The organism is Streptomyces sp. NPDC048650, assembly GCF_043199095.1.
Lineage (GTDB): Bacteria > Actinomycetota > Actinomycetes > Streptomycetales > Streptomycetaceae > Streptomyces.
On the sequence record NZ_JBICVM010000016.1, the window covers coordinates 62,020 to 75,039 of the forward strand.

At 69.0% G+C, this 13,020-nt stretch carries 11 protein-coding genes and 1 pseudogene; 6 read left to right on the top strand and 6 right to left on the bottom strand.

Features of this window, described 5'->3' with window-relative positions; all coding sequences use genetic code 11:
* Positions 1-460 precede the first annotated feature (460 nt).
* A complete protein-coding gene (locus ACGFML_RS32415; RefSeq protein ID WP_393549300.1) occupies positions 461-1,273 on the top strand; it encodes a class I SAM-dependent methyltransferase in 813 nt (270 codons plus the stop codon).
* A gap of 1,859 nt (positions 1,274-3,132) precedes the next feature.
* On the opposite strand, the gene ACGFML_RS32420 is transcribed toward ACGFML_RS32415, so the two are convergent.
* Positions 3,133-3,504, bottom strand: a complete 372-nt coding sequence (locus tag ACGFML_RS32420; RefSeq protein ID WP_393549210.1) for a hypothetical protein — start codon at positions 3,502-3,504, stop codon at positions 3,133-3,135.
* A gap of 507 nt (positions 3,505-4,011) precedes the next feature.
* Here ACGFML_RS32420 and ACGFML_RS32425 point away from each other — a divergent pair.
* The 4 genes from ACGFML_RS32425 (at position 4,012) to ACGFML_RS32440 (ending at position 7,438) form a co-directional block, all read left to right on the top strand.
* Positions 4,012-4,641 carry a hypothetical protein gene (locus ACGFML_RS32425; RefSeq protein ID WP_393549211.1) on the top strand — a complete coding sequence of 210 codons (630 nt, stop codon included), beginning with the start codon at positions 4,012-4,014 and terminating at the stop codon, positions 4,639-4,641.
* Between the two features lie 458 nt (positions 4,642-5,099).
* On the top strand, positions 5,100-5,717 hold the full coding sequence (locus ACGFML_RS32430) for a dihydrofolate reductase family protein (protein ID WP_393549212.1): 618 nt from the start codon (positions 5,100-5,102) through the stop codon (positions 5,715-5,717).
* Between the two features lie 4 nt (positions 5,718-5,721).
* Positions 5,722-6,654: an alpha/beta fold hydrolase gene (locus ACGFML_RS32435; protein ID WP_393549213.1), complete on the top strand. Its 933-nt coding sequence runs from the start codon at positions 5,722-5,724 to the stop codon at positions 6,652-6,654.
* Positions 6,655-6,847: 193 nt separating this feature from the next.
* On the top strand, positions 6,848-7,438 hold the full coding sequence (locus tag ACGFML_RS32440) for a putative immunity protein (RefSeq protein WP_393549214.1): 591 nt from the start codon (positions 6,848-6,850) through the stop codon (positions 7,436-7,438).
* A gap of 289 nt (positions 7,439-7,727) precedes the next feature.
* Here the strand turns inward: ACGFML_RS32440 and ACGFML_RS32445 are convergent, their stop codons facing one another.
* Complete coding sequence (locus ACGFML_RS32445; protein WP_393549215.1) at positions 7,728-8,342, bottom strand: HAAS signaling domain-containing protein; 615 nt, start codon at positions 8,340-8,342, stop codon at positions 7,728-7,730.
* Positions 8,339-8,713 carry a PadR family transcriptional regulator gene (locus tag ACGFML_RS32450; protein WP_393549216.1) on the bottom strand — a complete coding sequence of 125 codons (375 nt, stop codon included), beginning with the start codon at positions 8,711-8,713 and terminating at the stop codon, positions 8,339-8,341. Before ACGFML_RS32450 ends, ACGFML_RS32445 begins: the two co-directional genes overlap by 4 nt.
* A gap of 977 nt (positions 8,714-9,690) precedes the next feature.
* Here ACGFML_RS32450 and ACGFML_RS32455 point away from each other — a divergent pair.
* Positions 9,691-10,767 (top strand): protein kinase family protein, encoded by a 1,077-nt coding sequence (locus tag ACGFML_RS32455; protein ID WP_393549217.1) that lies wholly within the window; start codon positions 9,691-9,693, stop codon positions 10,765-10,767.
* Between the two features lie 225 nt (positions 10,768-10,992).
* Here ACGFML_RS32455 and ACGFML_RS32460 read toward each other — a convergent pair whose 3' ends face one another.
* From ACGFML_RS32460 to ACGFML_RS32470, 3 genes and pseudogenes are all read right to left on the bottom strand, one after another.
* Positions 10,993-11,163 (bottom strand): hypothetical protein, encoded by a 171-nt coding sequence (locus tag ACGFML_RS32460; RefSeq protein WP_393549218.1) that lies wholly within the window; start codon positions 11,161-11,163, stop codon positions 10,993-10,995.
* Between the two features lie 357 nt (positions 11,164-11,520).
* Positions 11,521-11,869 (bottom strand): annotated as a pseudogene (locus ACGFML_RS32465) (hypothetical protein); the annotation flags it as partial.
* A gap of 440 nt (positions 11,870-12,309) precedes the next feature.
* Positions 12,310-13,005, bottom strand: a complete 696-nt coding sequence (locus ACGFML_RS32470; protein WP_393549219.1) for an alpha/beta hydrolase — start codon at positions 13,003-13,005, stop codon at positions 12,310-12,312.
* Positions 13,006-13,020: the final 15 nt, after the last annotated feature.

Sequence of the window (13,020 nt, forward strand, 5' to 3'; positions counted from 1 at the left end):
GCGGCCTGTGCCGCGCCAGCGGCACGAGCACACCCCGCGCTTCCGCCACCGGCTGCCGGCTGAGCTTGCCATTGAATCCGGACCGCACCAGCCGCTGAATCCGCCGCGATCGGCCTGGCTCCCGAGCCGGAGGTGTCCGGTCCACGGGTGGTCGGCGTCGACGAGTACGCCACCCGCAAGGGCCGCCAGTTGAAGGTGAGCCGGCGCGCCTTGTGACGCTCCGTTGCCAACCCGCAGAAGTTGCGTCAGAACCTTCTCGGGCTCTGGTCCACTTCGTGTGGTCGCGTACACAGGGTGACTGTTGATCTTCGCCCAATGGTGGTCTCAGTGGTCGTAGGCGGTCGGTGCGCGCATGACTGGCCGGCCACGCATGAAGCCGGCTCCCTCATCAGGCCCCTTGGAATCGAGCATCTAGGTTGGCGAGGTGACTGATGAGCAGGAGCGGGTGCAGCCGTCGGGAGTGTGGGCCACGGCGGTGGGGGTGGCCAGGGTGCGGGCACTGGAGACCGAGCGGGAGAACGCGCTGTTCCACGACCCACTGGCACAGGCCTTCGCCACCGCCGGCGGCCTGTGGCCCTCCTCGCCGCCGCCCGATGACGAGGCCGCGCGACGCCGCCGGCTGGCCGTGTCGTTCTCCATCGTCATCAGGACGAAGTTCCTCGACGACCTGTTGCAGCAGGCCTCCGCGTCCGGGGTCCGGCAGGTCGTGCTGCTCGGCGCCGGCATGGACAGCCGGGCCTTCCGGATGGACTGGCCCGAGGGCACCCGGCTGTTCGAGGTCGACACCGCCGCGCCACTGGACTTCAAGGCGGCGGTGTTGCGCCAGGAGCGGGCCGTCGCACGCTGCGAGCGGATCACCGTCACGGTGGATCTGCGTGAGGACTGGCCAGGCGCACTGGCCGCCGCAGGGCACGACCCGGCCGTGCCGACCGCGTGGATCGCCGAAGGACTACTGATCTATCTGCCCGAGGACGCGGTGGAGCTCCTGTTGGCCCGGATCAGCGCGCAGTCGGCGGCGGGCAGTCGGATGGGGCTGACATTGGGCTCGCGCGGCGTGATCGAGCGCTTCGGCGGGGACGCCGCGCCGGGATCGGCGGCGTCCATGTGGGTCTCGGAGATGCCCGACGACCCGGTGGGCTGGCTGGTCGGGCACGGCTGGGAGGCCGACAGCCACACCCTGCGCGAGCGCGCTGCCGCCTACGGCCGCCCGATCAGCACCCCTCCTCAGCGCGAGGAGCGGCCCGGCGGACTGATCTCGGCGGTCCGCCGGTAGAGCGCCTCCCGGTTCCCTGGATGATCGATTCCAACGGGGCCTGATGAGTGGAACCAGGTTCATGTGCGGCCGGCCAGTCTTGCGCGCCTTGACGGCCTGTCCGGGGTGCGGGTGCCGGCCGGGGCGAATACAGGGCTCCTCCCTGCGATCCCCAGGTAGCCCCCGACCGAACAGCCGCTGAAGCGACACGAGGGCGTACAGCTTCTCGGGTTCGAGTGCACCCACCAAGCGGCTGCTGGAAGGTCACTGTGATGTCCGGACAATGCGCATATCGCCGGTTTCGCTTCCTTTACCGAACACCTCGGTGGCATGGGCTCCGCGGCATCCAGCCCTGACGGAAAAGCGCTAGCCGGCAGCTACTGCGAGCGGGGAATGGGAATCACCTTGCGACCCGTCAGATAACGGGAGTTGACGCACTCGTTGATTTCCCCCGCATACGGACGGAAAATCCCTTGCCGTGGGCTGCGCAGGACTCGGTGCGACTCAATATTCAGGCGTCAACTTCATCCCCTGGGCGAGGCGGAGAAGGAACTGCGCAGGCGCATCGCCCTCCTCCCACCTGGCCCGAGCCCGTGCGGGATGTCCGTCAGTGGCAGAGGAGGACGATGAGACCGCTGCAGTCGTCATCATCGTGGTCGTGACCGTGACCCCACCCGCCGTCGAGTCCCAAGCCGTCGCCGTGGCCACCGGTTGGGCTCGACTGGGTAGTTGCGGCGTTTGTGGCGAGGTGACGGCCGGGCGTCGCAGCCACGGCGGATGCGGCCGTCGCCGCCCCTGCCGCAAGAGCGAGGCCCAGGGCAGCACTGACCGCGAATATTCGCGAAACGGTCTTCTTCGGGTGATTCACCTGTGCAGTGTCCATGCCAGCACCATGCACGCCCCTGCAGTCGATCTCTCCCCGAGCGCAGCTGATCGGGTGAGTCACGCGGAATCCCACGATTCTGGCTCTGAAAAACCTGGTTCGCTTTCCTCTCGCGGCCTTAAGAGCTGACCGCAGCTCGATAAGCCTGAAATGGTACGGTGCGCCGCCGCCGTGCATTCTCAAATCTTCCTGCTCCGCCACCACGGCGGCGCTCGGCCACGGCCGAGGAGTGTCTGGGCCACAACCGTCGGAGAACGGACGGTGCTGGACGCGGAGGGGACATCGGCGATGCCGCCCACCGAGACGGGACCAGCCAGGGATCTCACCGGTGAGTCTCGTCGGCCCCAGCCTCATCCCGCGGGCGGACGACGCCACCCGCACCCTGCCCCTGCCCCGCACCTCGCTGATCACTTCCGGATAGGGGATCGGCGGTCAGAACATGCAGGGCACGCCGAAGTACCGTCAACTGCTGCTCCTGGAGACCGAGTAACCGACGAAGCCGGCCGACCTCTGCCTTCGCCCACTCACTCACAGAGTTGACATTCCTCGACCAACTGCCCCTCCAGCCCTCAGACATCCCGACTGTCGGACCCCGCCTCCGGGTCAGCCTCGATTCGCCTCGCGGGAACTGCCGACCGGGACAACTGCAGCCCGGCCGCGCGCAAGTCGTCCTCCGGAATCAGCCGGCCGAGCACACCATCCCCCAGCCATCCCAGCAGTCCGCTACGCACCCCGGTCGGACCGGCTGCCGACCCCGGAGGACAGCCGCGACCTTTGACCGAGCAGGGGCTGGTCGTCCCTGCCTCCAGGGCCGGGCAGCAGACGTGCTCGGGCATGGACGGCGACGGCATCGACGGCTTTCTTGGACGCTGCGGACGCCGCGCAGCAGCATCTCGATGCGCGGGAATGATGCGCGTACGCGCATCACCCAGTCCGTGATGCGGACCTACCCCGACCCTCGCCGGCACCTGGCCCTCGCCAGCACCTGGCCTGACGGTCAGACAGCGCGCAGTCGGGGGGCGTCAGGCTGCTCCGGCTCGACCTCCGCAACGACCGTGAGGGGAACGGGGACCTCGACGTCGGCGGTCTCCTCCGCCCGGCGGCTCAGCTTCGACTTGAGGCTGATCAGCCCGCTCTTGACGTGCGGCGCGGCCTTCACCGCAGCGACCCCCACCACAACGCCCACGCCGAGGATCCCCAGGACCGCCTTGTTCCCGGAGAACAGCACGGCGTGCGTGACGAGCGTGTTGTCGTCATCCCGCGCCAGCGGGCTCGTTCCGCCCGGAGTGCTCGACTTCGAGAGGTGCGTGTCGGAGGGACGCTGCACCAGGTTGAGTTCCCAAGTCGAGTCGTCCCAGTTGAAATCCATGACGCAACTGTAGAGGCGACCAAGTCGCCGCGGCCCGGAATGCAATGTTCTCCGCCTTGGTCAGCGGACGGAGACCCGGACGGTGTCTTACTCGAGCCCAAGCAGATGGAGACAACCGCAGTCGCGAACTCTGTGACCAGCGAGTATTTCTCTTCAAGATCCACTAATGGCGGCTTCCTTCCGTACCGCGACGGCACGTCGGTCGGCCTGCCCAAGGGCGCAGCCAGCCAGAGCTGGACCATCACATCCTGGAAGCGCTTGCCAGCACCCGGGCGGCTGAGTGCCTGTCGGACGCGGCACCGTACTGCTCCCCAGCCCCACCGGATCGTCGGTATACCTCATGCAGCTCACCACGGCCGCCCTGGCACATGTTGCCGAGTACCGGGAGATTTTGCTGGCCATGGCCCACACCGTTACGTTCGATTCCCCAGACGGGCCGAGTCCCGTCGAGGATCCGGCCGCCATCCGGCGACGAGAAGCCGAGGAACACACGCGGAAGGCATCCGGATGAGCCTGAATCGCTTGCCGGCCGACGGCCCGCAGATACCGACGATTCCGGGGAATGCCCTGGACGATCCGCGGATGCAGGAGATCTGCCGATCCCTGCGCATACGGGTGTGGACACGCCTGGTGCCGGCGATCCTGATCGCCGCCGCCGTCGGCGTACTCGCCGCCATCGGCTCCCGCCCGGCTCAAATTGCCGCCATTGTCGTGGCAATCGCCGGTTTCGTGATGATGCAGATCGCCATCAGCAATGCCTTGTGGCTGCGGCGCACCGAACGCGTTCTCCGGGTCTACCCCTGGGAGCAGCGCCCCGGAGTCAAACGCCTCGATACCAACGAGCGACGGCCCCGCAGCCCCCATGTCGTCAAGGTCTTCCGGGGCTCCGGCGGTTGGTCCGCGGAGATGGTCATGAGCCCGGTCCTCAGCCACCGCACGTGGGAGGCGGACATGTCCGAGGCCATCTGGTTCGCGGGCGACGAACGCTTCGGCGGAGTGGTCGCCATTCCCGGTGGCCGGGCCCCGATGTTCACCAAGCCCCGGCAATGGGACCAGCTGGAAGCCCGCAGGGCAAAAGCCGGCGCCGATGAGGTGGGCCGCGCCCGGCGAGCCGGGCTCGACGGGAAGAAGTGGTAGGAGGCTTTATCGGCCCACCGCTCGATATCGCGCTCGCGCCTGCGGGCCACGCCGGATACGTGCCTGGGCGGCTCGCACCCCAGGGTGCGCCATCTGTACAGCCTCCGGGACTTCCAGTGCGCGCCCCCTTGCGTGCGGCTTCAACCGCCTCACCGGCGCCGAGTGGTGGGACGACCAGGTCTTCACCGACTACGGCCCAAGCCCTGAACGGGTAGAGGACCTGCGCGCCTGGCCCCTGGCCTGGGCCGGCCACCTCGCCACCCGCCTCCACGCCGGGGAAGACCCGGACGACAACTGACCTCGCTGCGCCCCATGGCTCGATACCCAAGAAGGTCGGCATGACGTGAGTGCGGGGCTCGTCGCGGCCCTGCCGCCGGAAGCCACGATTCGAGTGCGCATTTCTCACACGCTTCGTGCATGAGCGATGAGTTTGGGCGGCGGATCGGGTCTGCCCTGACATGACTCGTATCATCGCGGACATCTCGATCTCTCTCGACGGCTTCGTGACCGGGCCCGACCCCGGTCCGGACAACGGTCTGGGCACCGGCGGCGAGGCCCTGCACACCTGGGCGTTCTCCGACGACCCCGACGACCGCCGGTACCTGCGCGAGGGGACCGCCCGCTCGGGTGCCGTCGTCCTCGGCCGCCACCTCTTCGACCTGGTCGACGGGCCGAACGGCTGGGACGACACGACCGGCTACGGCGCCGGCGAGGTCGGCAGGCCCGCGTTCGTCGTCGTGACGAGCTCACCGCCGGAGTCGGTGCGGCTCACCGACCTCGACTGGACGTTCGTCACCACCGGACTGCCCGACGCCCTCACCGCCGCGCGCGAGCGCGCCGAGGCGGCGTCGTCGCACAGCGGCAAGGACCTCGACGTCGTCCTCATGGGCGGCGGCGCCACGATCGGCTCGGCACTCGACGCCGGACTGGTCGACGCGCTGACGCTGCACCTCGCGCCCATCGTGCTGGGCGCCGGGACACCACTGTTCACCGGCGGAGCACCGCACACGCTGGTGCAACGGAACGTAACCTCGACATCGACCGCGACGCACCTGACCTACGACGTCTTCCGGTGATCCGATGACCACTGTCAACGCCAATGCGATCGCCTTGGGCATCGAGTCGTTCGGTGACGACGACGCGCCACTCGTCCTGCTCACGGGCGGGACGACGATGCTCTCCTGGCCCGACGCGCTGTGTGAGCGCCTCGCCGCCGGCGGGCGCCGTGTGGTGCGCTACGACCTCCGCGATAGTGGGGATTCGACGACGACGGATCCGGAGGCGCCCGCCTACACCCTGCGCGGCCTCGCCGCCGACGCGGCGGCCCTTGCCGAAGCGCTCGGCGGGGGGCCTGCGCACCTCGCGGGGATCGGCGTCGGCGGGATGGTCGCCCAGACGGCCGTGCTCGACCATCCGGGCGCGTTCTCGGCGCTCACCCTGGTCGGCACCCGCGCGGTTGCCCCTGGCACGCCCGACGATGACCTCCCCGACCATGACCGGGCGACGATGAGCCGGCTGTTCGCGCGTCCGATGCCCGACTGGACCGACCGCGAGGCGGTTGCGGAGTTCGCCGCCGCCGGCGCGGAGATTCTCGGTGACGACCCCGTCGCCGCGCGCACAATCGCTGCGCGCATCTGGGACCGCACCCCCGGCACCGCACCCCCGGTACAGATGGCCAACCAGATGGGCATGGTGTTCTCCAGGCTCGACTGCACACCCCGCTGGCGCGAGCGCCTGCCCGAGATCGAGGTGCCCACGCTCGTCGTCCACGGCCGCCACGACCGGTTCTTCCCCGTCGGCAACGGCGAGGCGCTCGCGCGCGAGATCCCCGGGGCACGGCTGCTCGTCCTCAAGGAGGCCGCCACTGCGCTCCCCGATGCGGCGATCGGCGAGGTCACCGAGGCGATGCTCACGCTCGGACAGAGGGCGGCGGGTGCCGCGCGGATCGGGCCTCCACTCAGCAGTGGACATCGGAGGCTCGATCCGGCCGCGCGCCCGCGATCGGCACGATGACAACCCGAGGTGGTACTGGATGGTTCGCTCGATCCATGTCCGGTAAACCCACGGCTATCACACTCCGGCAGAGGTCTACGCTGACCTTCTGAACAGCGGTGCTGCGCTGACCGCTTGAGCTCGCCCTCGTTTGCCGACTCCTTCAGCCAAGACGCTCGGGGGCTTTGGCGGACGGCCGCGGTGGGAACGGCCGGTGGCGCGACTGGCGATCAAATGGGTCGCCAGTGAGATGCTTGATCTCATGACGACGTCGGTGTCCGGTGACTTCGAGCTGACCATGGACGAGTTGCGAGTCGTGGCACGCTACGTAGCAGAGACCGCACAGGAAGTCCTCCCTGTGTTCGAGGACGCCCACCCCAGTGATCCTCGTCCTCGCGCAGCCCTTGATGCCGCACGGGAGTTCATCAAGGGTGCGAGAAGGACCAAACTGCAGCGTGTCGCCTCCTTGGACGCACACCGAGCAGCGAAGGATGCTCCCACCGAAGCCTCACGTCTGGCTGCGCGCGCTGCCGGCGATGCCGCAGCTGCCGCGTACCTCCACCCGATCGCGAAAGCTCACCAGGTGGGCCACATCCTGCGCGCCGCTGCAAGTGCAGCGCGCATAGCGGAAATCAACGCAGGCGACGATCCCGAAGTCGCGAACAGGATGATCGAGCAGGCTCGGCAGCGCGCCACACCGGTCTTGATCGATGTTCTCCATCGGTATCCCCTCGCGCCGGCTGGCAAGAACCGCGTTGCGCAACTGATGACCGCCTTGGACGCGTCCCTGCGCACGTCCCGCTGAGGGGCCCCTCCTGCACACAACGACAGCCGGCGTCCTCTCCGGACCGCATTGCGGCAAGGTGCGGGTGTCACCCGCGATGACCAACTTGAAGTCGCAGCTCAAAGGGCTGGTGTGACCAGCGCTCGGGGTGCTCACGCTGGTCGTGGGCGGCTGTCTGCGGAGTAGATCGTCCGACCCAACGGCCGACGCAACGGCCGTTTCGCTGCTTCCGGGTCAGGGGCGGTGCCTGATGATTCGGTTCAGGTCTGCGACGAAACGTCCTGGTGGACCGGGAAGTCGGCGGCCGCGCTCAGGCACGGCGGGCCCGCCAGAGCCATACTGCCGTGCCGACCATCAGGGCGAGGCTTCCCAGGTTGCCCAGGAGGGCCGGGACTTCGCCCGCCGCCCAGCCGCTGATCAGGTTCCAGGTGACGATGACGATGGTCGGCACGATGACGGTGAGCAGCACGCCGGTGGTCTTCTGGACGGCGGTCCAGTGCACTGAGGTGCAGAGAAGTACCGCACCGGTGACGCGGAACAGGAAGCCGAACACCGCTCCGGGGTCGAACGCCGCCTCGGGGCCGATGGAGAAGATCATCGTGAACGGCAGCGAGAGGGTGAGCATCAGGAGCGGGATCAGGGGGTGCACCTTGCCGCGCCGGGCAGGTGCGTCCACGTCGCCCCGGGCCGGGGTGCCGGTGGTCCCGTTCCCCGCCTCGGCCAGTGCCGTCGCCGCGATCGTGCGCGGGTCCCCCAGCTCCGCGAGTATCTCGCCGATCGCGGCGTCGGGGCGCTCGGTGCGCGTCACCTCGATGTGTTCGGCGAGGTCGGCGAGGAGTTCCTGGCGACGGTCGGCGGGGAGTGCGGAGCTCTCGCGTTCGACGGCGGAGAGGTAGTCGCGTACGGGGTCGGTAGAGGTCTTCATGTGAGGTCTCCGGTGGAGGGGGGCGGGGTGGTCAGGAAGGCGTCGACGGCGTTGCGGAAGCCGGGCCAGACGCGGGTGAACTCGTCGAGCGCGGCGCGGCCGCTGTCGGTGAGCGCGTAGTAGCGACGGGGTGGTCCAGAGGCGGACTCCTGCCAGGTGGTGGTGACCAGGTCGTCGCGGCGGAGCCGGGAGAGCAGCGGGTAGACCGTGCCCTGGCTGGTGGCCAGGGCGCCGGAGTCCTCCAGGGCGTGGAGGAGTTCCACGCCGTAGCGGGGGCGGTCCCGCATCAGGGCGAGTACGCAGTACTCCAGGACGCCCTTGCGCAGTTGGGCGGCTGCCCGTGCCTGCTTGGTCGAATCACCTGGTTCCATGCGATGCAAGATACCTGGTCGGGCAAGTGGAGAGGAAGAGGGCCCCTTCCGGAGCGTCGTCAGCGGTTTGATTTAGAGGTTCGTCGAGGTTCGTCAGGGCGAGCAGGGCACGCACGGGCGTCGGGGCCAACAGCGACACGACGGCGATCAGACAGGCGGCGGTGGCCCACCGCCACAGGGCGCCCCGCCGCTTCGGACGGATCGCCGGACGCGAGGGGGGCGAGGACGGGGACGGGGACGGGGACTGAGCATGTGCGGGGGCGGTGTGGGGGGCCGTGTGGGGCAGCGGCACTTGCGGGGTGGCCAAGGCCCACATGATCGGCATCCCGGTCGGAGTGCATACCAGGTAGAGGCGCAGGCCCCAGAAGAAAACGGGAGTGGGACGCGCAGTAGCCGTAGCTGGCCCAGCCCGCCATGTTCGAACGCTGGACGGTCGGGCGCGACATGCCGCACGGCGCCGGGGTGGAATCGGCGAACCATACCGTGTCGGTCCAGAAGCCACTGTCCATGACGAGCTCTCGGATCATGCGCTTGAGCAGCGGCTGCGGCAGCGGCAGCGGCAGCGGCAGCGGCAGCGGCAGCGGCAGCGGCAGCGACAGCCTTCAACCGCTCGTGTATCCGGGCCGTTGGGGCAGGTACGGGAACATCTCGGTCAGGTGCTTGTTCGCGTAGCGCAGCCACCGGGCCTCCGAGTGGTACCCGAGCAGGGCCTGAGCCACAGGAAGACAGACGAGTTCGGAGTCACTTGGCAGCGGGGTCTACCGAGGCACCGGGTTCCCCCAGTTCGTCGTCGATCTTCACGTAAAGTGCGGTCAGGAGGGTGTTCAGGTCTGTCGTCACACACGGATCTTGGACGCCCTCTGCCCGTTCCGGAGGCCGAACCGCAGAGCCACGCGTCGTTGCGCTCGGTGGGACTGCGTAGCCATTGCAGAATCGAGGTCGGCACCCAGGTGGAGGCCGCAGTGGAGTGCCCTGCCATGTCGCGCGGTGCGCGTCTGACCGCCCATAGTGCTGTCTCCACATCCCTGGCCTTGTGCAGCGATCACGCGCTGCGCGAGCTCGTGGACACGGCCGTGCCGATCGGATCCGGTATCGGCGGGAAGTCGGCCCTGATGGAGGTCGCCGGAACCCCGGTCTTCGTGAAGCGGGTGCCCCTCACCGACTTGGAGAGGCAACCTGAGCACGTCCGGTCCACGGCGAATCTGTTCGAGCTGCCCGTCTTCTGCCAGTACGGCATCGGTACCGTCGGCGGGCCGGGCTTCGGGGCCTGGAGAGAACTCGCCGTGCACACCATGACGACGAACTGGGTGCTCGCGGCGGAATACGAGGGCTTCCCCCTGATGTACCACTGGAGGGTGCTGCCCGACTCGACACCCCTGCCCGCGGAACTGGCCGACGTCGAACGGGCTGTTGCCTACTGGGGCGGCGGATCGCAGGTGCGCCGACGGATCGAGGCTCTCCAGCAGTCCTCGGCGAGCGTCGCGCTGTTCCTGGAGTACATCCCGCAGAACCTGCACCAGTGGCTGGGCACTCAGATCGAAGCAGGTGCCGAGGCCGCGGACCGGGCCTGCGCCATGGTGGAGAAGAACCTGGAAGCTGGAACCTTGTTCATGAACGCGCGGGGGCTCCTGCACTTCGACGCGCACTTCGAGAACATCCTTACCGACGGCCGGCGCCTCTACTTCGCGGACTACGGCCTCGCGATCTCCTCCCGCTTCGACCTGTCACAGGACGAGGCCGACTTCTTCGACCGGCATCAGCCCTACGACCGCTGTTACACCGCCACGTATCTGGTGAACTGGCTGGTCACCGCTCTGTACGGGTACCAGAGGGCGGACCGGGACGGCCGCTACGCCCTGGTACGCGCCTACGCAGAGGGCAAGCGCCCCACAGGAATCCCAGAGGAGGCGGCAGCGATCATCGCCCGGCACGCGCCACTCGCCGCCGTGATATCGGACTTCAACCGCAAGCTCCAGCGCCGGAGCAGGCAGACCCCGTACCCGCTGGAGGAGATCCGCCGGCTTGGCGGGATGTACAGCTCCTCCATTTGCTGACGGACGTCTGGAGGCCGGCACTCGACATGGATCAGTCACCCTACGTCGGCCGCCAGCAGCACCCGGGGCAGGAGCCACCCTCCCCCGTGGTGCCTCCCACAGGGGCGTGAGTGGGACCGGTCCGTGGTGCCGCCCACAGGCCGATGTGGTGAGCGCGTCCCGCACCACGGAACCGGGTGCCTCCCGGCCTGCTCGGCCGAGCCCGGTACGTGAGTACCGCGCATCTCAGTTGTGGCCGAACCTCCGCTGCTGCCTGTGTGCGACGTGCTTCGACATCGGCTGCTCCGACTCGTGCGGGGCCGCTGGCTTCGCCTGGGCCTTCGACTCCACGTCGGCGCTGCGTTCGTGTCCGCCGGTGCGGGCGCCGCGGTTCTGCCGGCTCTGTTTCTTGCCCACGATCGTGCCTCCTGGCGCGTCTCGAACGGGGGACGCTTCCAGACTTGCACGGCGGCCCCAAGAGCGCATGTGGCCGGCTCTCCCCTTGGGTCGGGCCGCCGCGCGGCGCGGGTCGAGGGTGCGGGCGCTCAGGAGGCTGCCAGCGCCGGGTACGACGGTGGGCAGCCGCAGTTCACCGAGGATGCGGCCGCCGGGCCGAGGCGGGTGGCGGGCCGAGGCGGGTGGCGGCCGGACGCAAGGACCTGCGCGTCACGGACCGACACCACCTCCCTCGCTGCGCTGCGCTGCGAAAAATCTCCCGCGCACGACACCGAGGCCGGCCCTCGCCGCTGAATACCCGCAGATCAGAACCGCCTCTCAGCGGGTACGACGGATCATTACCGTGAGGCGGATCGTTACCGTGAGGCGGGGCGTAGCCGGGGAAGGCTGGTTGTGCCCGATGTACTGGTACCCCCACATCCGGTGGAGCGCGTGGACCTCCCCGTCTCCCGCCGCTTCGTTGACCTGACCATGAGAGTCACGTACAGCTCTTCACGGTCGGCGAGGAGTGCGTCGTGCCTGCGCCGTGCATACGCCGTGCATACGCCGTGCGGTTCCGGCACCCCGCCATCCGGGCCGGACACCGATCTTCTTCAAGACCACGGCCGGACTCACCGTGTACTCCTCGCTCGGTGTACGGGCCGGTGCACTGCCAGTAGCGGCCGCCCTGCGCGCCCGCCGGCAGCGCGCCAACCGATCCCATTGCTCGTCACAGACGCCATCGCCCGTCACCCTCTCTGCAGGTCGTGCTGCTACCGCCACAAGAGAGCCCCACCATCGCAGCGGATGGGGAAGTTGGCGCCGAGTGGGGACCTGGACCGCCGATCGTCGGCTGTGCTCCGCTCGCGCCAGGACCCACTTCGCTCCCGCACTTCGGCCACGACACCAACGTTCACTCCTGACGTAGGTGCGCGTGCGCTGTCCACGCATGGGCTGACCCCGTAGCGAAGAGGAGGCAGGCAGTCGCCCGAACAGAGCGGAGAGCAGGAACGGGCAGAACAGACTCCGCATCGGCACCCGGCGAAGGGCATACCGACCCTGTACTTCCGGGGAGTTGTGCGTCGAGATGGCCCCAGAACGCCCGGCCCGACTCGTCGGCCGCTGCCGTCACAGGCTCAGCAGCAGGTCCCGGACCGCTGCAGGCTGGGACAGGAACGGGTGGTGGCCTGCGTCGAGCTCGACGACGCTGCCGGCCCGGCGGGCGAACTCACGCTGGAGCCGGGGCGGTGTGCCCCGGTCCTGAGCGCAGACGAGGTACGTCGAGGGCAACTGCTGCCATGCGGCCGCCCCAACCGGCTGCCCGGTCACCTGCACGCTCTGCCGGGCGAGGTGGTCCGCCGCCTGCGCCTGGACCTCGGGGTCGCAGTCCTGCAGGAAGGTATCCACGAGCAGCTCGGGGCGGACCCCGAACGTGCCGGCGTCAGGGTCGACGTCGAGGAACGGGGCGGGGCTGCCGTCCCCGAACTCCGACAGGCTCTGCCCGACCTCAGGCAGGTAGCTGGAGACCAGCAGCAGATGGCGCACCGACCCGATTCCCGCAGCGGCTTCCGCGGTGACAACACCGCCGTAGCTGTGGGCGACCACGACGGTCGGCTCGTCGCCGGCCTGCAGCACCTGCCGCACCACGGTGACATCCTCGGGCAACCCCGGACCGCCGACACCGCCGGGCAGGCCCGCCTCGCCGCAGCTCGGTAGCGCCGGGGCCACGCTCGGCACCCCCCGCTCCTGCAGCAGCTCGGCGGTGCGGTGCCACCACCACGACCCGTTCCGCACGCACGCCCCGTGCACGAACACGACTCTCATCGCCACCTCCACGTC

Excerpts from the sequence above, each read along its gene's own strand:
- ACGFML_RS32435 (WP_393549213.1), top strand. The coding sequence starts at position 5,722 with ATGACCACTGTCAACGCCAATGCGATCGCCTTGGGCATCGAGTCGTTC.
- ACGFML_RS32425 (WP_393549211.1), top strand. The coding sequence starts at position 4,012 with ATGAGCCTGAATCGCTTGCCGGCCGACGGCCCGCAGATACCGACGATT.
- ACGFML_RS32430 (WP_393549212.1), top strand. The coding sequence starts at position 5,100 with ATGACTCGTATCATCGCGGACATCTCGATCTCTCTCGACGGCTTCGTG.
- ACGFML_RS32470 (WP_393549219.1), bottom strand. The coding sequence starts at position 13,005 with ATGAGAGTCGTGTTCGTGCACGGGGCGTGCGTGCGGAACGGGTCGTGG.
- ACGFML_RS32420 (WP_393549210.1), bottom strand. The coding sequence starts at position 3,504 with ATGGATTTCAACTGGGACGACTCGACTTGGGAACTCAACCTGGTGCAG.
- ACGFML_RS32455 (WP_393549217.1), top strand. The coding sequence starts at position 9,691 with ATGTCGCGCGGTGCGCGTCTGACCGCCCATAGTGCTGTCTCCACATCC.
- ACGFML_RS32445 (WP_393549215.1), bottom strand. The coding sequence starts at position 8,342 with ATGAAGACCTCTACCGACCCCGTACGCGACTACCTCTCCGCCGTCGAA.
- ACGFML_RS32450 (WP_393549216.1), bottom strand. The coding sequence starts at position 8,713 with ATGGAACCAGGTGATTCGACCAAGCAGGCACGGGCAGCCGCCCAACTG.